Annotated in this window: 22 protein-coding genes; 10 read left to right on the top strand and 12 right to left on the bottom strand. The window is 68.9% G+C overall.

Translation table 11 applies throughout. The features are described 5' to 3' along the window. The first annotated feature begins 8 nt into the window (after positions 1-8). The 5 genes from sucD (at position 9) to purH (ending at position 6,442) form a co-directional block, all read left to right on the top strand. Positions 9-923 carry a succinate--CoA ligase subunit alpha gene (gene sucD, locus ACFVIV_RS15410; RefSeq protein WP_379196577.1) on the top strand — a complete coding sequence of 305 codons (915 nt, stop codon included), beginning with the start codon at positions 9-11 and terminating at the stop codon, positions 921-923. Positions 924-1,356: 433 nt separating this feature from the next. After that, the gene (locus ACFVIV_RS15405; RefSeq protein ID WP_379196575.1) at positions 1,357-2,325 is read left to right on the top strand and encodes a DUF5336 domain-containing protein; all 969 of its coding nucleotides are present in this window, start codon (positions 1,357-1,359) and stop codon (positions 2,323-2,325) included. Positions 2,326-2,488: 163 nt separating this feature from the next. Next, positions 2,489-4,015 (top strand): DUF6350 family protein, encoded by a 1,527-nt coding sequence (locus tag ACFVIV_RS15400; protein ID WP_379196573.1) that lies wholly within the window; start codon positions 2,489-2,491, stop codon positions 4,013-4,015. 214 nt (positions 4,016-4,229) lie between these two features. Then, positions 4,230-4,862 carry a phosphoribosylglycinamide formyltransferase gene (gene purN / locus ACFVIV_RS15395; protein WP_379196876.1) on the top strand — a complete coding sequence of 211 codons (633 nt, stop codon included), beginning with the start codon at positions 4,230-4,232 and terminating at the stop codon, positions 4,860-4,862. Further along, entirely contained in the window at positions 4,859-6,442 is a 1,584-nt protein-coding gene (purH, locus tag ACFVIV_RS15390) for a bifunctional phosphoribosylaminoimidazolecarboxamide formyltransferase/IMP cyclohydrolase (RefSeq protein WP_379196571.1), read from the top strand. Before purN ends, purH begins: the two co-directional genes overlap by 4 nt. A 126-nt stretch (positions 6,443-6,568) precedes the next feature. On the opposite strand, the gene ACFVIV_RS15385 is transcribed toward purH, so the two are convergent. Beyond that, positions 6,569-7,036, bottom strand: a complete 468-nt coding sequence (locus ACFVIV_RS15385; RefSeq protein WP_379196569.1) for a hypothetical protein — start codon at positions 7,034-7,036, stop codon at positions 6,569-6,571. 218 nt (positions 7,037-7,254) lie between these two features. Here ACFVIV_RS15385 and ACFVIV_RS15380 point away from each other — a divergent pair, with 218 nt between their 5' ends. Further along, positions 7,255-7,809, top strand: a complete 555-nt coding sequence (locus ACFVIV_RS15380; protein ID WP_379196567.1) for a LysM peptidoglycan-binding domain-containing protein — start codon at positions 7,255-7,257, stop codon at positions 7,807-7,809. 72 nt (positions 7,810-7,881) lie between these two features. On the opposite strand, the gene rpsR is transcribed toward ACFVIV_RS15380, so the two are convergent. Genes rpsR through rpmB form a run of 4 tightly spaced genes read right to left on the bottom strand, consistent with a single transcriptional unit; the run spans position 7,882 to position 8,898 of the window. Beyond that, complete coding sequence (gene rpsR / locus ACFVIV_RS15375) at positions 7,882-8,136, bottom strand: 30S ribosomal protein S18 (RefSeq protein ID WP_040695439.1); 255 nt, start codon at positions 8,134-8,136, stop codon at positions 7,882-7,884. A 35-nt stretch (positions 8,137-8,171) separates the two neighbouring features. Then, positions 8,172-8,477 carry a 30S ribosomal protein S14 gene (gene rpsN, locus ACFVIV_RS15370; protein WP_379196565.1) on the bottom strand — a complete coding sequence of 102 codons (306 nt, stop codon included), beginning with the start codon at positions 8,475-8,477 and terminating at the stop codon, positions 8,172-8,174. Position 8,478: 1 nt separating this feature from the next. Next, positions 8,479-8,649, bottom strand: a complete 171-nt coding sequence (rpmG, locus tag ACFVIV_RS15365; protein ID WP_067533445.1) for a 50S ribosomal protein L33 — start codon at positions 8,647-8,649, stop codon at positions 8,479-8,481. A 12-nt stretch (positions 8,650-8,661) separates the two neighbouring features. After that, the gene (rpmB, locus tag ACFVIV_RS15360) at positions 8,662-8,898 is read right to left on the bottom strand and encodes a 50S ribosomal protein L28 (RefSeq protein WP_201947482.1); all 237 of its coding nucleotides are present in this window, start codon (positions 8,896-8,898) and stop codon (positions 8,662-8,664) included. 112 nt (positions 8,899-9,010) lie between these two features. Here rpmB and mrf point away from each other — a divergent pair, with 112 nt between their 5' ends. The 3 genes from mrf to rpmF are packed head-to-tail and all read left to right on the top strand — an operon-like array spanning position 9,011 to position 10,773. Then, positions 9,011-10,315 carry a ribosome hibernation factor-recruiting GTPase MRF gene (gene mrf, locus ACFVIV_RS15355; protein WP_379196562.1) on the top strand — a complete coding sequence of 435 codons (1,305 nt, stop codon included), beginning with the start codon at positions 9,011-9,013 and terminating at the stop codon, positions 10,313-10,315. A 4-nt stretch (positions 10,316-10,319) separates the two neighbouring features. Continuing rightward, positions 10,320-10,598, top strand: a complete 279-nt coding sequence (locus ACFVIV_RS15350; protein WP_379196560.1) for a type B 50S ribosomal protein L31 — start codon at positions 10,320-10,322, stop codon at positions 10,596-10,598. A 1-nt stretch (position 10,599) separates the two neighbouring features. Next, complete coding sequence (gene rpmF / locus ACFVIV_RS15345) at positions 10,600-10,773, top strand: 50S ribosomal protein L32 (protein ID WP_379196558.1); 174 nt, start codon at positions 10,600-10,602, stop codon at positions 10,771-10,773. Positions 10,774-10,834: 61 nt separating this feature from the next. Here the strand turns inward: rpmF and ACFVIV_RS15340 are convergent, their stop codons facing one another. After that, on the bottom strand, positions 10,835-11,059 hold the full coding sequence (locus ACFVIV_RS15340; protein ID WP_379196556.1) for a hypothetical protein: 225 nt from the start codon (positions 11,057-11,059) through the stop codon (positions 10,835-10,837). A gap of 229 nt (positions 11,060-11,288) precedes the next feature. Continuing rightward, on the bottom strand, positions 11,289-12,323 hold the full coding sequence (locus tag ACFVIV_RS15335; protein ID WP_379196554.1) for a DUF1906 domain-containing protein: 1,035 nt from the start codon (positions 12,321-12,323) through the stop codon (positions 11,289-11,291). 217 nt (positions 12,324-12,540) lie between these two features. Between ACFVIV_RS15335 and ACFVIV_RS15330 the strand changes: the two genes are divergently transcribed. Beyond that, entirely contained in the window at positions 12,541-13,323 is a 783-nt protein-coding gene (locus tag ACFVIV_RS15330) for a VOC family protein (RefSeq protein WP_379196552.1), read from the top strand. Here ACFVIV_RS15330 and ACFVIV_RS15325 read toward each other — a convergent pair. The 5 genes from ACFVIV_RS15325 to ACFVIV_RS15305 are packed head-to-tail and all read right to left on the bottom strand — an operon-like array spanning position 13,267 to position 18,561. After that, on the bottom strand, positions 13,267-14,103 hold the full coding sequence (locus ACFVIV_RS15325) for a hypothetical protein (RefSeq protein WP_379196551.1): 837 nt from the start codon (positions 14,101-14,103) through the stop codon (positions 13,267-13,269). The genes ACFVIV_RS15330 and ACFVIV_RS15325 overlap by 57 nt on opposite strands. 59 nt (positions 14,104-14,162) lie before the next feature. Next, on the bottom strand, positions 14,163-14,870 hold the full coding sequence (locus ACFVIV_RS15320) for an ATP/GTP-binding protein (protein ID WP_379196549.1): 708 nt from the start codon (positions 14,868-14,870) through the stop codon (positions 14,163-14,165). Beyond that, positions 14,851-15,225 carry a DUF742 domain-containing protein gene (locus ACFVIV_RS15315; RefSeq protein WP_379196547.1) on the bottom strand — a complete coding sequence of 125 codons (375 nt, stop codon included), beginning with the start codon at positions 15,223-15,225 and terminating at the stop codon, positions 14,851-14,853. Before ACFVIV_RS15315 ends, ACFVIV_RS15320 begins: the two co-directional genes overlap by 20 nt. Before the next feature lie 10 nt (positions 15,226-15,235). Continuing rightward, a complete protein-coding gene (locus tag ACFVIV_RS15310) occupies positions 15,236-15,643 on the bottom strand; it encodes a roadblock/LC7 domain-containing protein (RefSeq protein WP_379196545.1) in 408 nt (135 codons plus the stop codon). Beyond that, complete coding sequence (locus tag ACFVIV_RS15305) at positions 15,640-18,561, bottom strand: ATP-binding protein (protein WP_379196543.1); 2,922 nt, start codon at positions 18,559-18,561, stop codon at positions 15,640-15,642. The genes ACFVIV_RS15310 and ACFVIV_RS15305 overlap by 4 nt, the downstream gene beginning before the upstream one ends. Between the last annotated feature and the right edge of the window lie 7 nt (positions 18,562-18,568).

Here is an 18,568-nt window from a genome sequence, read left to right as displayed (position 1 = left end):
GAACCAACATGTCTATCTTCCTGAACAAGGACAACAAGGTCATCGTCCAGGGCATCACCGGCGGCGAGGGCACCAAGCACACCGCGCTGATGCTGAAGGCCGGCACCAACGTGGTCGGCGGCGTCAACGCCCGCAAGGCCGGCACCACCGTCAAGCACGTCGACAAGGACGGCAACGAGGTCGAGCTGCCCGTGTTCGCCTCCGTGGCCGAGGCCATGGAGAAGACCGGCGCCGACACCTCGATCGCCTTCGTCCCCCCGGCCTTCTCGAAGGACGCCATCATCGAGGCCATCGACGCGGAGATCCCGCTGCTCGTGGTCATCACCGAGGGCATCCCGGTGCAGGACACCGCCTACGCGTGGGCCTACAACCTGGACAAGGGCAACAAGACCCGCATCATCGGCCCGAACTGCCCCGGCATCATCACCCCGGGTGAGGCGCTGGTCGGCATCACCCCGGCCAACATCACCGGCAAGGGCCCGATCGGCCTGGTCTCCAAGTCCGGCACCCTGACCTACCAGATGATGTACGAGCTGCGGGACTTCGGCTTCTCCACCGCCATCGGCATCGGCGGCGACCCGGTCATCGGCACCACCCACATCGATGCCATCGAGGCGTTCGAGAAGGATCCCGAGACCAAGCTCATCGTCATGATCGGCGAGATCGGCGGCGACGCCGAGGAGCGGGCCGCGGCCTACATCCAGGCCAATGTCACCAAGCCGGTCGTCGGCTACGTCGCGGGCTTCACCGCCCCCGAGGGCAAGACCATGGGCCACGCCGGCGCCATCGTCTCCGGCTCCGCCGGCACCGCCCAGGCCAAGAAGGACGCCCTCGAGGCCGCGGGCGTGAAGGTCGGCAAGACCCCGTCCGAGACCGCCGCCCTCGCGCGCGAGATCCTCGAGAAGGCCAGCATCTCGGCCTGATCCGAACTCTCCGGAACTCTCAGGGGCTTGGCCCCCGAACCCCCAAGAGCGGGAATCGGGGGCTCCGCCCCGAAGAGTTCGGGGCCTGGCCCTGAAGGGGGCCGGGGGCCTCGCCCTGAAGGGCCGGGCGCAGCCCTAAGGGGGTTCGGGGGCTTAGCCCCCGCCTTCCTTACCTGGTCGAATGAAGACCGCCTCCCGAATTGGGTGGGCGGTCTTCGTATTTCGCGGCGAGTGTGTCGAGTCGCACACGCGGTGAGGGTTCGGGGCACCGCCCGTTGGGTACACGCCCCTTGACGTTTGCGCTGCTGGGCGTATCGCTCGGCGGAATCCCGGGTATTGCGTTCCGGCGTCGGTCGGTGGTACATCGTGACCCCGGCCGTCCGGTGCAGTAGCGTCGTGGGAGTTCGTGAACGACTCGATAGGAGACGACGACATGTCATACCCGACCGGGGGCTCGGGCTCGGGATACAACTCGCCCGCGCCGCAGCCCTCCTCCGCACCCGGCTACGGCGCTCAGCCCGCGGGCGGCCCGGCCGCCGGGTCGAGCACGACGCCTGCCGCGGGCAAGGGCCTGCCCTTCTTTCTCACCGTGGGCGTGGCCGCCCTCGGTGTCCTCAACTTCCTGCTGGGTTTCGCGCCGGCCAAGGGCAGCTCGGATATCGATCTGAGCTTCAACCTGTTCGAGTCCGCGCCGGCGCTGCCGGCGTTCCTGCTGTTCGCGGGCCTGCTCGCGGGCCTGTCGCTGCTGCCCAAGCAGGACTGGGTCGGCGCGGCGGCCGCCGCCTCGGCGGCCGCGTTCCTCGCGGTGCTGTTCCACTCGTTCGCCGGTGAGCTGAACAACGAGTGGGGCGCCTGGGTGATCCTGTTCCTGTCGTTCGTACAGGCCGTGCTCGCCGTGCTGGCGGTGCTGTTCGAGACCGGCATCATCAAGCCGCCGGCCCCGAAGCCCGCTGCGCCGCAGGGCGGTTTCGGCCAGCCGCAGCCGTTCAGCTCGACCGGCCCGCAGGGCTACCAGCAGCAGGGTTACGGCCAGCAGGGCGGCTACGGCCAGCAGTCCTTCGGCCAGCAGGGCGGCCAGCCGTCCTACGGTCAGCAGGGTGGTTTCGGCCAGCAGCCGCCGTCCTACGGTCAGCAGCCGGCCGGATACAGCAGCGGCTCCCAGCCGACCTACGGCCAGCAGGGCGGCCAGCCGTCCTACGGTCAGCAGCCGGGCGGCTTCGGCCAGCAGAGCGGTTCGGAGCCGACCTACGGTCAGCAGCAGCCGGCCGGGAACGACGCCGCCACCCAGCACTTCGGCGCGGCCCCGCGCCAGTCGCAGCCCTTCGGCGGCGAGCAGAACGCCGACCCGTCCGCGGACGCCACCCGCGCGTTCCGTCCGGGCCAGGACGACGCTAACAAGTAGTCCGCACGGGATTACCGATCGAATCGCCAACGGCCCCCGGGTTTCGCACCCGGGGGCCGTTCCCATTGCCGCGCCGCTCCGGTCGCGCGCCGTCTGTCGATGTACGGCCCGGCCCGGCGCGCCTGACCCTCTGGTTTCGGTGAAGATGCCACGCTGGAATGCCATGAATGCCCCCAGAACCGCCCTGGCTCGCCTGGACGATGAGGACGTGCGGGACGCCCCGCGCGCCCGCGTCCGGCGTCCCGGCGGCGGGGGCGGATTCGGATCGCTGACGCCCGAACGCGCGCGAATACTGCTCATCGTCGCCGCGCGGGCGTCGAGCGTCACGCTGCTGCTCATCCTGGCGCTGGTCTTCGCCACCCTGCTCGCCGCGGGCAGCGGGATGACCGGCGCCCCGGGCGGCGTCGCCGCGAGCTGGCTTGCGGTGCACCAGGTTCCGCTCACCATCGGCAAGGCCGATGTGGGCCTGTGGCCACTGCTGCCGACCGCGTTCCTGCTGTGGCTGGTCGCCAAGGACTGCGCCCGCGCCACCGAACCCGACAGCACCCCTGCCGATCTCGGCTGGATCGCCGGCGCGGCGGTCGGCGGGCCGCTGCTGGTCACCGCGGTCTGCCTGGCCGTGGCCGACGACGCCTCGGCGGTGGTGGCGCTGCGCGCGCCCAATACCTCCCTGGCCTTCGCCTGGGTGATCGGGCTGCACCTGCTGGCCGTCGCCGCGGGCGTGGGCTCGCGGCGCTGGCGGGAGCTGCTGGACCTGCTGCCGATTCCGGTGCCGGACTGGGTTATTCCGGGCATCCGGGCGGGTGCGCTGGCCCTGATTCGGCTGCTGGCCGTGGCCGCGGTGCTGACCGTCGTCTCCTTCCTGGCGCACTGGTCGCGCATCGGCGACACCTATGCCACGGCCGGAAACTTCGTGGGCGTCCTGGGTTTGACGCTGCTCTCGCTGGCCTACCTGCCGAATGTGACCGTCGACGCGGCGAGCGTGCTGCTCGGCGGACAGGCGCACATCGGCCCGGGCTCGCTGGGCCTGTTCGGCATCGAGGGCGCGCCCGTGCCCGCGGTGCCGATCATGGCGGCCGTCCCGTCCGGGCCCGCGGCGGCCTGGTGGGCGGTGCTGCTCATCGTGCCCGCGGCCGTGGGCGTGCTGAGCGGCCTGGACTGCGGCCGCAAGGCCGGCGACCACGCCCGGGCGCCGTGGGCCATGCTGACCGCCGCCGGTGTGGCGGCCGTCCTGCTCGCCGGGCTCGGCCTGCTCGCGGGCGGCGAACTGGGCAGCTTCGGCTGGATCGGCCCGAATGTCCCGCTCGCCCTGGCCTTGACCTTCGTCTGGCTGGCGGTGCCCGGCTATGTGGGCGTGCTGGCCGCGCGCTTCTTCGCACCCGCCGGGGCGGGCGCGGCGGATGCCGACGACGACTACGAATACGACGAGTACGACGAGTACGACGACGATTACGCGGACCACGACTACGAAGACGAGTACGAAGACAACGAGTACGAACCGGATTACGACAACGAGTACTACATCGACCCGGACGGCGATCCGGATCGCGAAGACGCCCTCGACGGCGAACTGGTCGAAGAGCAGCCCGCCCTAACCGCGGAACCGCACTACGATTCCGGCGGGGATCCCGACATCGTCGACGCCGAGGTGGTGGAGGGTCCGCGCTCGGCCACCCAAGGTGACAACTGATCTCGTACGGGCTGGGTAACTCGTCGGGTACGTCCGAAATCGGCTCGGCTCCCAACCGGCGGCACGCGTTGCCAACGGTCAGCGGCACTCTGCCGGGCGCTGAAGGTTCGGGGAGGCGGCACAGCTAGTCTTTAGGGCGGCGACGGTGATCCCTCGCCGTTCCTTCCCGCTCCGACACACAGGGAGTAGTGCGCTGACCACGCCAGCCCAGTTGTTGCCGCCGACCGCGCCCGCGACCATTGTCGTGCTGGCCTCCGGCACCGGCTCCCTCCTGCGTTCCCTCCTGGAAGCGACTCGGCAGCCGGGATATCCGGCCCAGGTCGTGGCCGTCGGCGTGGACCGCGACTGTGCCGCCGCCGACCATGCCGAGGAATTCGACATCTCCTCGTTCAAGCTGGAGCTGAGCGAGTTCGCGAATCGCGCGGAATGGGACAAGGCGCTCACCGAGATCGTCGACGCCTTCGCGCCCGATCTGGTGGTCTCCGCCGGCTTCATGAAGATTCTCGGCCCGGCCTTCCTGGACCGCTTCGGCGGCCGCATCATCAATACCCATCCCGCGCTGCTGCCCGCCTTCCCGGGCGCGCACGGGGTGCGCGACGCGCTCGCCTACGGGGTGCGGGTCACCGGCTCCACCGTGCATCTGGTCGACGCGGGCGTCGATACCGGGCCGGTCCTCGCGCAGGAGGCGGTCACCGTGCTGCCCGGAGACGACGAGGCCACCCTGCACGAGCGCATCAAGGTCGTGGAGCGCCGGCTGCTGGCGGAAGTCGTCGCGGCCGTCGCTGAACGAGGCATTGTCTCCGATGGACGAAAGGCAGTAATTCCAGATGAGCAGGTTCTCCGGTGAGTGAACGCAAGCCGATCAAGCGGGCCCTGGTAAGCGTCTACGACAAGACCGGTCTGATCGAACTGGCGACCGGTCTGCACCAGGCGGGCGTCGAACTGGTGTCGACCGGTTCCACCGCCGGCAAGATCGCCGACGCCGGCATCCCGGTCACCAAAGTGGAAGACCTGACCGGTTTTCCGGAGACCCTGGACGGCCGGGTCAAGACCCTGCACCCGCGCGTGCACGCCGGCATCCTGGCCGACACCCGCAAGGACGAGCACCTCGACCAGCTGGTCGAGCTGGGCGTCGAGGCCTTCCAGCTGGTCGTGGTGAACCTCTACCCGTTCACCCAGACCGTGGCCTCGGGCGCGAGCATCGACGAATCGGTCGAGCAGATCGATATCGGCGGACCGTCCATGGTGCGCGCCGCCGCCAAGAACCACCCGTCGGTGGCGGTTGTGGTGGACAGCGGTGAATACGACAAGGTGCTCGCGGCCGTGCAGCGTGGCGGTTTCACCTTCGCCGAGCGGACCGCCCTGGCCGCCAAGGCTTTCCAGCACACCGCGTCCTACGATGTGGCCGTCGCGAGCTGGATGACCAGCGTGGCGGCTCCGGCCGCCGCCGCGGCGGATGCGGAAGCCGAAGCGCCGCAGCAGTTCCCGGCCTGGATCGGCGCCACCTGGACCCGCGACGCGGTGCTGCGCTACGGCGAGAACCCGCACCAGAACGCCGCCGTGTACAGCAGCGAGGCCGGTCCGGCCGGGCTGGCGCAGGCGAAGCAGTTGCACGGCAAGGAAATGTCGTTCAACAACTACACCGACGCCGATGCCGCCTGGCGCGCCGCCTACGACTTCGACGAGCCGGCCGTGGCGGTCATCAAGCACGCCAACCCCTGCGGCATCGCGGTCGGCGCGGATATCGCCGAGGCGCACCGCAAGGCGCACGCCACCGATCCGGTCAGCGCGTACGGCGGCGTGATCGCGGCCAACCGCGAGGTGTCGGTGGAGATGGCCGAGCAGGTCGCGGAGATCTTCACCGAGGTCATCGTGGCGCCCGGGTACGCCAATGGCGCGGTGGAAGTGTTGCAGCGCAAGAAGAATGTGCGCGTGCTCGTGGCCGAGCCGGCCCAGCGCAAGGGCCCGGAACTGCGTCCGGTCAGCGGCGGCGTGCTGCTGCAGGAGCGCGACATCCTCGACGCCGAGGGCGACGACCCGGCCAACTGGACCCTCGCCGCCGGCGAGGCCGCCGACGCGAAGACCCTGGCCGATCTCGAATTCGCTTGGCGCGCATGCCGGGCCGTGAAGTCGAACGCCATCCTGCTGGCCGATGAGGGCGCCGCCGTCGGCGTCGGCATGGGTCAGGTCAACCGGGTGGACTCCTGCAAGCTGGCGGTCGAGCGCGCCGGTGACCGCGCCAAGGGCTCGGTCGCCGCCTCCGACGCGTTCTTCCCGTTCTCCGACGGTCCGCAGATCCTGGTGGCCGCGGGCGTGCGCGCCATCGTGCAGCCGGGCGGGTCGATTCGCGACAAGGACACCATCGAGCTGTGCCGCGAGGCCGGAGTGACCCTCTACCTGACAGGTTCGCGCCACTTCGCCCACTGAGGTGAGGAGGTAGGTGGGGGCTGCGCCCCCACACCGCCCCCACACCCCCGGAAGGGTAGTGGGGCAAGGACTTTCGAGGGCCGGTGCGCAATCGCGCACCGGCCCTCGGCTTGTCCGCGAGCGAAACTACTCGGCGTTCACGACTTTGCGGTCGCCCAGCGGGGCTTTCAGCTGGATTTCGAGGCTGCCGAAGACCAGGCTCTGGACGCACATCCGGCCCACCGCGTCGGCGCGGGTGCCCGCGCGCAGGGCGACGGTGATGGTGGTGTCGGTCTCGGCGGTGGTGGCGTCCACGCCGTAGCACTCCGGGACGCCGGTCTGGAAGTTGACGGCGATCTTGTCCGGCGCCACGCGGGTCCAGCTGTCGAACTGGATCGGGCGCGGATTCACCAGGTTCGGGTCGGCGGTGAAGGGGCGGCCGAGCTGATCCGCGGGAGCCTCGGTCGGGTCGGGGGCCGCCGAAATCGTTGTGGCGGCGGTCGTGGTGGTTGAGTGACCACTGTGGTCTTCAGTGTTTCCACATGCCGTGACGGCCAGGCTCAGCACCGCGGCTCCGGCGGTGGCAATCAGGCGGCGTCGCCAAATCCCGTACATGGGCTCAACCCTAGTGTCAGAGGACGGTACGGCCGGTTCGAAGCCGTCCTTTTGTTGATCTAGCGAATTTCTGGCGAAGACACGCCGAAATGTCTGAGTCGTCCGGCGCGTATCCCCCCGAGTGTCGCGCGATCGTCGGTAGTCTCGAAGGTAGATGTGCGAATGCGGTTCTCGTGCCATCGATTTACCGAAGATCCCCCCTCCGAAAGGACACCACCGTGGGCGATTCGTTGAAAGTCGGCGAAGAACTCGGTCTGGGCCAGTCGCTCCAAGGCGGCGCCTACACACTGACTCTGCAAGATGACGGCAACCTGGTGCTGTCCCAGCCCGATGGCAAGGTGCTGTGGAGCACCCTCACCCACGGCCAGGGCGTGCAGCGCGCCGTCCTGCAGGACGACGGCAACTTCGTCGTCTACAAGGCCGACGGCGCGGCCTGGTCCACCGAAACCAACGGCAAGAGCGCCGATCGCCTGGTCGTGCAGTCCGACGCCAATGTCGTGCTCTACGGCACCGACGGCAGCGCCCTGTGGTCCAGCGGCACCAATACCGACAACCCCCTCCCGGCCCCCGAGCCGGTAACCCAGGCCGCCGCCGTCGAAGACGCGCCCCCGCCCCCGGCCGCCCAGACCTACACGGTCGAACCGGGCGACACCCTGTGGGCCATCGCCGAGCGCTTCTACGGCGACGGCAACCGCTACCAGGACATCGCCAACGCCAACGGCATCCCCAACCCGGACGCCATCAACGCCGGCCAGGTCCTGACCATCCCGTAGGGCAACGTAAAGCGCCCCCGATGCGAAAGCATCGGGGGCGCTTGGTTTTTGGCCCCTCGGGGCGCAGCGACCCTACCGGCTGGTGAAGGGGAGCAACGCCATTTCGCGGGCGTTCTTCACGGCGACGGCGACCTGGCGCTGCTGCTGCGGGGTCAGGCCCGTCACGCGGCGGCTGCGGATCTTGCCGCGGTCGGAGATGAACGTGCGGAGCAGGTTCACGTCCTTGTAGTCGACGGTTTCCACGCCGGCGGCGATGAGGGGGTTCTTCTTGGGCCGGCGGGCCTGCTCGGCGCGGACCTTCTTCGACGGTGCTCGCTTCACTGCCATGTCAGCGGTTCCTTACTCACGAGATCTGTGGGTGCTTACCAGCTCGATTTGTGTACACCGGGCAGTTCTCCCCGGTGAGCCATCTCGCGCACGCGAACTCGCGAGAGACCGAACTTCCGGAGATGTCCGCGCGGGCGTCCGTCCGCGGCGTCCCGATTGCGCAAGCGTACCGGACTGGCATCGCGCGGCATCTTCTGCAGGGCGCTCTGCGCGGCGGCCCGCTGCTCGTCGGTGCTGGACGGCTTGCGGATGATCTCCTTGAGTTCCGCGCGGCGCTCGGCGTACCGGGCGACGACCAGCTTGCGGGCCTCGTTCTTCTCGATCTTCGACTTCTTGGCCATGTCAGCGGTCCTCGCGGAAGTCGACGTGCTTGCGGACGACCGGGTCGTATTTGCGCAGCACCATGCGGTCGGGATCATTGCGCCGGTTCTTGCGGGTCACATAGGTGTACCCGGTCCCGGCGGTGGACTTGAGCTTGATGATCGGCCGGATATCGGTCGACTTGGATGCCATCGGTCAGCCTCCTCAGATCTTCTCGCCGCGGGCGCGCAGCCGGGCGACGACCGCCTCGATGCCGTCGCGGTCGATGGTCTTGATGCCCTTGGCGGAGACGGTCAGGGTGATCCGCCGGCCTTCGCTGGGCAGGTAGTAGGTCTTGCGCTGGATATTGGGGTCCCAGCGGCGGTTGGTCCGCTTGTGCGAGTGCGAGACGGACTTTCCGAAACCCGGCTTGCGCCCCGTGACTTGGCAGATGGCCGACATGATGCACTCCTTCCCGGCCGTAGATGTAGATGACAATCGTTTTCGACAACGGCCTCGGAACAATGTACCGTTACCTTCCGGTAAATGAAAATCGTTGTCGAAAGGGGTACCGGTGGTGTCCGAATCCACCTCGCCCGAGCGCACCCCGGTGCTCATCGTCGCCGGACTCCCGGGCCGCGCCGCCGACGGCGTGGACCAGGTGGCGCGCCTGCTCGGCGCGGAGCCGGGCACCGTCGTCGTCCGCCACGACCTGAAGGAACTGACCGAAGGCGTGGTCCGCCGGACCGTGATCGCGGACGGCAGGGTGACCGGCGCGGTCCTGGAACTCGCCCACGGCTGCGTGTCCTGCACCCTGCGCGCGGATCTGCTCCCGTACCTGTGCGTACTGGCGCAACGGGATTCGGTGCGGCGCATCGTGCTCGCCCTGGATCCGGCCTTCGAGGCCGAGGCGGTCTGCCAGGCCATCGAGAATGTCGTGGTGACCGGTGTGCACGGCCGCGTGGACGGCCCGGCCGGCCGCAGCGTGCGCATCGAGAACGTGCTCACCTGCCTGGACGCCCGCGACTGGCTGGCCGACGCCACCGGTGACGAGACCCTCGCCGAGCGCGGCCACGCCACCGCCGAGGACGACCGCACCATCGCTCAGCTGGCGGTGGGCCAGACCGAATTCGCCGACGCCCTCATCGCTTTCGACGCCGGCGCCGATCTGCTGGAGCGCGAGCGCACCGCCGCGGTGCTGGCCCGGCTCGCCCCCGCCGCGCCGGTGGCGTGGGTGGCCGAACCCGCCGCCCTCGATACCGGCGACCTCACCTGGCTGCTGCGCCGCATTCCGGAGCACGCGCGCCGCGGGGCGTCGTTCGACCCGCACGCCTCGCTGCTGCGGGGCCAACCGCCGCTGAACTCGGATTGCGGTGTGACGCTGGTGGAATTCGCCACCGACCGCCCGTTCCATCCGGATCGGCTGCACTCGGCCATCGACGTCCTGCTGGAGGGCGTCGTGAGCGCCCGCGGCCGGATCTGGCTGGCCACCCAGCCCGAGGATGTGGTGTGGCTGGAGTCCGCCGGCGGCGGACTGCGCGTCGGCGGCGCCGGAAAGTGGCTGGCCGCCATGACTCCCGAGGAGCTGGAGCAGGTCGATCCGGAGCGCCGCACCATGGCCGCGCTGCACTGGCACGAGCAGTTCGGCGATCGCCACAACTCGCTCGTCATCCTGGTGCACGACGCCGACGCCGAGGAGATCCGGCACGCCCTGCACTGGGCGCTGGTCGACGAGGACGAATTCCGGCAGGTCCGATTCGCGCCGGAGCGGGTGGCCCAGTGGGCGGACCCGTTCGGCGATCAGCACGAGGAGCCGTGCGACACAACCCGATCCACGCCGGTGACCGGCGACGGCGGTTCCCGCCAGAACGAAAGGTGACGCCATGAAACAGGGAATCCACCCCGACTACCACCCGGTGGTCTTCGAGGACGTGAGCACCGGCAAGCGCTTCCTCACCCGCTCCACCGCGGTGTCCGAGCGCACCGTGGAGTGGGAGGACGGCAATACCTACCCGCTGCTGGTGGTGGACGTGACCGCCGACTCCCATCCGTTCTGGACGGGCAATCAGCGCGTGCTGGACACCGCGGGCCGGGTGGAGAAATTCGAACGCCGCTACGGCAAGCGCGTGCGCGGCGGCGCGACCGAGCAGAAGGAGAACTGAGATGGCGGTTCCGAAGCGAAGGATGTCGCGGGCCAATACCCACGCCCGGCGCTCGCAGTGGAAGGCGACGGTGCCGGATCTGGTGCCGGTCAAGGTGAACGGTGTGGTGCACAACGTGCCGCGGCGGCTGGTTCGCGCCGTGCAGGCGGGGCTGATCGACCTCGACAAACTCTGACGGAGCAGAGGGGACAAGGAGCGCCGGGCGCCGATCGGGCACCCGGCGCTCCCGTTCTCACTCAGCCCTCTTTGGCCTGCAGCTCCACCAATGTGGCGGCGAGCTTGAAGTACTTGTTCTTGCCCAAATCGGCAATGGTTTTCACGCCGAGGGCCTCGAGCAGCTGGGCATCGGCTTTCTCCGTGAGTCCGGCCAGCGCGGACGGGGGAGCGGAGAGGATCTCGGAGAGGGATTTGTCTTCGTATGCTTTGTCGAGAGCTTTGTCTAGCACAACGCTGACGGCCACGGGAGCCTCCTTCGATTGAGCACGATCGGACGCTTTCGACCGTAGGTCCGGTTTGTACCCGGTGCTTCAAAAAGTCTTCTCAAAGTTGTGAATTCGTGCTCTTGCGCCGGTATTCTCGTGGCCGAGGGCGGGTTCTCCTGATCACAGGAGAACCCGCTCATCGCCAGTTCAGGGGCGGTTTACCGGCCGTTTCGAGCATCGTTGCCGGATTCGAATAAATTCCGACAAATCAGCCAATTCGACTGTCCGATGCGGCATTACGCCCGTTAGATCCCGGGATTTGTCCGATTTCGGTGGTTTCCCGCGCGCGCCCATCCGGACCCTCACCCCAACCGGGCAGTGGCAGATCCGGCAGCATCTGCTCGAGCCGCGCCAGCTGTTCGGCGAACAGCGTCGCGGGCCCCTCGATGAGCGAGAACGGCCACGGCCAGCGATGCCCGCTCAGCCGCGCCACCTCGTCGCTCAGCTCCGCGGTGGTCGCCTCCAGTTCGCTGATCTCGGTGCGTAGTTCGTCGATCTTGGTCAGCGCGGCGGCCAGCCCGTCCACCACGGTCCGGTTGCGGCCGTCGGGATCCTGGCCGAGCTGCGGCCAGCCCGACAGCCCCGGCCCGCGCAGCTGGATCTGGACGTCGCGCAGTATCTCTTCCTGTTCGGGCGTCATGTCCTGTTCCTCTGGTTGGAAGTCCCATTGGCCGAAATCGAGGCGGTCGGTTTCGTTGACATCGCACACCACGCCGTCGACCATCACCTGGCGCGCGGTCTGCAGGATGTGCATGCGGGGATCGCGATTGGTCCCGGACCAGGCCACCGTCTGCCAGCCCCAGACCGCGGTCCCGGCGTCCAGGGCCCGGCTGAGCGGCCAATATCCGCCGTAGATACCCACATTCGCGCGCCCGATGACCGTGGCCGCGCCGTCCAGATAGGCGTTGATGGGCTCCTGCTGGGCGGGGGTGGCATCGAAATCGGCGGAGAAGTAGATGGGCCGGTCCTCGCGGCCGCCGCAGCGCAGCACCTGCGCCAGCGCGGCGCGGGCGTCGGTGACCCCGGCGCCGTAGCCGTCGAGCATGCGGGCCGCGGTGGTCTCCCAATTGGAGACGATCGAAATATCGTGTGCGCGCAGGTCGTCCGCTTCGGCGGGGGTGAGCAACTTGCCGGGCAGACCGGGACCGCCGGGGGAGAGGTAGCGGACCACGAAATCGAAACCGGCCGCTCGGATGGCACTCGCGGCGGGACGACCTCCGGCGTAATCCAGCCCGAAACGCATGACACTCACTGTAATTCGCGCGCCTCGCTGTGTCCGTCGTTCTCCTCGCATAGCTCCGGACGGTTCTCGGCCCCCGAAGTCCCGCAAACATCGGGCATTTCGGTCATGGTGTTCCAGGTTGGCAGACGCGGTGGTTGACTGGGGACTGCTGTGTGATCGGCGTCACTTCGCCTTAACCCGATTTGCTTGTGCAGTACTTCAGAAACGGAGATGACCGATGCCTGTACGCGACGAGGCCTGGCCCGCGGGCACACCGTGCTGGGTCGACTGTCAGGTCGACGACCCGGCCAAAGCCGGTGAGTTCTACGCGGAGCTGTTCGGCTGGGACGTTGTGGGCGGTGGGGAGGAATCCGGGGGATATCTGATGGCCTTCAAGGCCGGGCAGCCCGTGGCGGGCGTGGGGCCGAAACCCGAAGCGGGCGTGCCCTCGGTGTGGACCACCTACTTCGCGGTCGCCGATGCCGACGCCGCCGCCGCACAGGTGCGCGCCGCCGGCGGCAGCATGCTGGTGCCGCCCTTCGACGTCATGGAATTCGGCCGCATGTTCGTCGCCGCCGACCCCGCAGGCGCGCCCTTCGCGGTATGGGAGGCGCGAGCCCACAATGGCGCCGCCGTCCACAACGAACACGGCGCCTACGTCTGGAACGATCTGCAAACCGGCGACTACGAAGCCGCGAAAACCTTCTACGCCCAGGTATTCGGCTTCGCCCTCACCGAATTCGACGACGACGCCATGCGATACGCGACCCTCACCCCGCCCGACCGCGCCGAGGCCGTCGCCGGCATCAACGACGACACCCGCAACGGCACCGCCCCCGACCACCCCTACTGGCTCACCTGGTTCCAATTCGACGGCCTCGACGACGGTCTCACCCGCGCCGCCGAACTGGGCGCCAACGTCCTGCTCCCCGCCCAGGACGGCCCCTTCGGCCGAATGGCGATTCTAGCTGCGCCCCAAGGAGAATTGTTCGCCTTGCTCGACCCCGCCCCGAAGCCCTGACGCGACCGCCAGCGAAGGGCTGTGCGCCATATCGAAATCCGGGGTGGTCGTGGGCTGCCGAGCCTCGCGACGATCCGGCGCCACCAGGATGGCCGTGATCGGAATCGCCAGCGACAGTGAGCCGATGACGAAGAACGGCACGAAGAAGTCGAACAGATCCGCGCCCTTGGGCAGGGGTGCGGACTGGTCGATGTGCGCGTCCAGCCCGGTCAGCCCGGCGTAGTGCATGCCGGTCACCAGGATTCCGTAGATCAGCGACCCGGTGAGCAGCACCGGCACCGACGTCACGGTGAGGCTGAACCACAGCGTCAGCGCCGAGATCACCAGTGCGAGCACGAAAACCGCGATCATCGACACGCTGTTGTGCTCGGTCGTCCCCTGCACCCGCACCGCCGACAGCACCATGAGCTGCACGATGCCGAGCCCGGCCGCCATGATCACCGAGCCCGCGACCAGCCGCGCCCAGTGCAGCCTCTTGCCGACCATGAGCAGCGCGATGAACGTGGTGAGCGCGGCCAGCCCGGCGGCCACGCTGATACTGGCCGGGTCGTAGCGCAACTGGCTGCCCTTGACCTCGAAACCGAGCAGGGAGACGAAGGTGGCCAGGCCGGTGCCGACGCCGCCGATGGATCCCGACGCCACGAACAGCCACACCACCCGGAACCGGGCGGTCACCGATTTGGTGGACTGGCGGATGCACGCCAGCCCGCACGCCGCGCCGAGCGCAGACACGATCAGAGCCAGCCCGATGACCCAGTAGCCCATCGAGAAGTAGATCACCAGTACCCCTGCCTTCGTAATCCTGCTCGGTGCGTTATCCCTGCTCGACCCGAAATCTTTTAGCCGCGGGCCGTTTCGCGCTGTGACTTCATGAGACGTTCGATGGCGTATTCGGTGACCGCCGCCAGTGACCGCCGGACTTCACCCGCATCGCGGGCGTCGATATCCACGATGGGCACGCCCTCGCGCACGCTGAGCGCCTCGCGCAATTCGGCGACCGGGAAGCGCGGCGCGTCCGGGAAACGGTTCACCGCAATGAGGAACGGCAGCGATTTGGCTTCGAAGAAATCGACGGCGGCGAAACTGTCCTCGATGCGCCGGGTGTCGACCAGCACCACCGCGCCGATGGCGCCCTTGATGAGGTCGTCCCACATGAACCAGAATCGGCGCTGCCCGGGCGTGCCGAACAAATAGAGCACCAGATTGCCCGGCAGGATGATGCGCCCGAAATCCATGGCCACCGTGGTGGTTTCCTTGCCCGGGGTGGCGGCGAGGTCGTCCACGCCCTCGGAGGCGCCGGTCACCATGGCCTCGGTGCGCAGCGGCACGATCTCCGAGACCGCGCCCACGAAGGTGGTCTTGCCCGCGCCGAAGCCGCCCGCGACCACGATCTTGGTGGAGGCGGTGCGGGACTCGTCGCCGGGGCGCGGCGGAAACTGCTGCCCCAGATTCGGCTGGGGCAGGCTCGCGCCCGGTATCTGGGGTCCGCCGTTCGGGTACGGCGGACCGCCGTTGTAGGCCCCGCCGTCAAAGGGCGCGGAGTCCATGCAGGGTCCTCTCCATCAGAGAGCGGCGCTCGTCGAAAGTCGCCTGGTCGCTCAGGGTCGAATGCACGCGAAGGGTCCCGGCGACGACGAGATCGCCGATCACGACCCGGATCATGCCCAGCGGCCGCTGCAGATGCGCCGCGATCTCCGCGACCGACAGCCGGGCGGTGCCCAGCCGCAGGATCTCGGTGCGGATGTCACCGGCGGGCCAGTCGAAATGGGCGGTGTAGGACAGGGTTTCGACGACCGCCTCGAGCGGCAGATCCACTGCCGGTTCGGTGCGGCCGGAGGTCAGCGCATAGGGGCGTACCCGGCTCGTCGACCGGTTCGAGCCGACGCCGTTGGGATTGGTCATCGGCGGCTCATCAGGCTGTGCGGGCGGTGGCCTGCACCACCGACCCGACCCGGTCGACGAGCAGCGCCATCTCGTAGCCGATGCGGCCGATATCGTGCTGCTTGTTGGCCAGCACCGCCAGGTGCGAGCCATTGCCGACGCTCATGACCAGCAGATAGCCGCGCTGCATCTCGACGATGGACTGCATCACCTTGCCGCCGTCGAACAGCTGTGCGGCGCCGGTCGACAGGCTGGCCAGACCGGCGGTCACCGCGGCCAGCTGCTCGCCCCGATCCGAGGGCAGGTGCGGGCTGGTCGCCTGCAGCAGACCGTCGGCGGAGACCAGGACGGCGTGCGAGACGCCCGGCACCTCCCGGGTGAATCGGGTGACCAGCCAGTTCAGGTTCTCGTCGGTCGTGGTGCGCTGAGTGTCGGTCATGCATGCCCTCCGTCGTTGTACTGCGAGTCGGCCCGTCCGGAGCGGACGCCGCTCAAGTGCCTGGTCAGGCTGCTGCGGATCTCCTCGGGATCGCGGGCGCCGCCCTCGTCCTCCTGAGTGACCGCGCCGGGGACCAGCTGGGCGCCGGGCCGGCGAATCGGCAGCCCGCCCTGGGTGCGATCGCTGGTGGTCGGATTGGCGGCCTCCTCCGCGGCCGCCCAGCCGGCGTCGGAGGCCGAGGACCACACCTCGGTGGACGCGCCACCCGAGGCCGGTTCCACCAGCCATTCCGAAACCATGCGCTGGTAGATGGGGCTGTGGTCGTCACCGCCCGGGCGCTGCCCGGCCGGTTCGGGAGTGCTGTCGGCGCCATTGCCGTTGGCGCCGTTGCCGCCGACACCGTTGCCATTGCCGTTGGCGCCGTCGTCGGCGCTGTTGGCGTTCGAGCCATAGCCGTTCGAGCCGCCGCCGAAGGCGTTGAAGCCGGTGTCGAAGGAGCTGCTGTCACTGCCGCTGTCGTCGTAGCCGTACCCACCGGCGTTACCGCCGTTGGTGACCGGCGCCAGGGGCTCGAACCGCTGGGTCGCGGGCTCGGGACGCCGGGATGCCGGCTCTGTGTACCGCGGTTCCTCGGGCCGGGCGAACGGCGGCTCGTCCTGCCGTCCGGATTCACCCCAGAAGTCGACCGGCGCCGGGTAGACGCTGGTGTCCTGTTCGGCGAACACATCGCTGAACAGATCCGAGTTCTGCTGCTCGCCACCGAATTTCTGCTGCTCGGCACCGAATTTCTGCTGCTCGCCACCGAATCCCGGGAGCGCGGGCAGCTCGCCGGTGTCCGCGCCCGGCGTCTTGCGCTGCGGCAGTCCGGAACTGGTGACCCCGAATCGCGTGCTGGATTCCGGGAATCGCGCGATTTCCGGCGGATTCGGCACCGGCATGAGCCGCGGCGGCGCGACGGCCGGCTGCGGCGCGGAGATCGGCGCGGGGCTGCCGGCCGGCGGGGCGACCGGCAGCGCGGTGCCGGTGATCGGGTACTGGCCGGTGCTGTCGCCGGTGCGTTCCGGCGCGGGTGAGACCAGCGAGCCCGGCAGGTGCACGCTCGCGGTGATGCCGGGCTGCTGCACCATGGCGGAGGTGCGGCGCAGGCTCACGGTGATGTTGTGCCGCTTGGCGAGGCGGCCGACGACGAACAGGCCCATGCGGCGGGCGGTTTCGACGTTGACCTCGCCGCCGGAGGCGAGCCGGTCGTTGATGGCCTGCAGGTCCTCGGCATTCATGCCGAGGCCGCGGTCGGTGATCTCGATGAGGTAGCCGCCGTCCACGGCGCGCGCCACCGACACCGCCACCGGGGTGGTGGGCGGCGAATAGCGCAGCGCGTTGTCGATGAGCTCGGCGAGCAGGTGCTCGATATCGACGGCGGGCTCACCGGCCACGATGCCGTCGGGCACGGTGCCGATCTCGACGCGCTGGTAGTCCTCCACCTGGGAGACCGAGGACCACAGCATGTCCGACAGCGGCACCGGCGCGAGATGGCCACGGCGCAGCGCGGTTCCGGCCAGCACCAGCAGGTTGTCGCCATTGCGGCGCATGCGGGTGGCGAGGTGGTCGAGGCGGAACAGCGATTGCAGCCGCTCGGAGTCGTCCTCGTCGCGTTCCAGTTCCTCGATCAGGTTGAGCTGCTGCTCCACCAGGGATTGGCTACGGCGGGAAAGCGTCTCGAACATATTGCCGATCTGCAGGCGCAACCGCGCCTGTTCACCGGCGAGGTGCAGCGCCTGGGCGTGGATGTCGTCGACGGCGCGGGCCAGCTGGCCGATCTCCTCGGTGGTGTGCACGTCGACCGGGGTGATCTCGGGGGCGGTGCCGCCGCCGCGCACCACCTCGAGTTCCCGCGGCAGGTCGATATGGGCCACCTGCAAGGCATCTCGCCGCAGGCGGCGGACCGGCACCACCAGCGAGCGCGCCACCACCAGGGCGAGGGCCAGACCCGCCAGCAGCATGCCGATGACGACGGAGGTATCGCGGAGCACCGTATTGCGGGCCTCGGTGGTCAACTGCGCCAGCCGGTCGTCCAGCGCGCTCGCCAGGTGATCGGATTCCTTGGCGTAGGCGTCGAGGCTGGCATTGACCGCGTCGGTCATGGCCGGCACCGCGGCGGGATCCGGGACGTTCTGCGACAGCACGCCGATGCGAATGCCCGCCGCGTCCTTGAGCTGGGTGAAGTTCTGCGCCTGGGTGCTGTTCAGCCCGGCGTACACCTCGAGCATGGTGATCTCGGCGCCGATGGAGGTCAGCAGCCGCGCCCGCAGCGCCGGGTTCTTGGCCAGATCCGGCGAGGCCAGCATGACGCGTTCCTGGGTGAGCAGGCGCCCGCCGGTCATGATGGTGCCCAGCTGCAGGAACAGCTGCTGGGTCTGCAATTCACTGATCGACTGCGAGGTCGACAGCGCGGCCTGGATCCGGGTGGACACCGTCTCGGCCTGCTCGGCCAGGGTGGCGGGGGAGCCGCTGCGCAGGCTGTTGCGCATGGTGCGGGCGATCCCGATGGCCTGCGTCATCTCCTGGGTGATCTCGGGTTCGGCCTTGGAGGAGCGCAGCCGGGTCTCCAGATCCGCCACGGTCTGATCGAATTTCCCGGTGGCGGCGTCGAGCACCGGATCGGCCTCGGTATTGCCCCAGCCGGTGATGGCGGCGATCGCGAGATTCTGCGTCGCGGTCTCGAACTTGGTGGTGCTGCGCATGATTGCGGCCTGTTCGGTACCCGCGCTCAACTGATTGATCGTCTGCAGCTCGCTGTTGATGCGCAGGACCGCGAAGGTCGAGGCGAGCAACACCGGCAGCACCAGTACGATGCCGACCTTGCGCGTGACGGGCCAGTTGGACAGGCTGAATTGCCAGGACCGGGGCGTTGCTTCCATCCCGCTT

The sequence above is a fragment of the Nocardia sp. NPDC127526 genome (assembly GCF_042672265.1).
GTDB lineage: Bacteria > Actinomycetota > Actinomycetes > Mycobacteriales > Mycobacteriaceae > Nocardia.
Note: the sequence above shows the minus strand (reverse complement) of the source record. Positions and strands in the feature narration are given on the sequence as shown.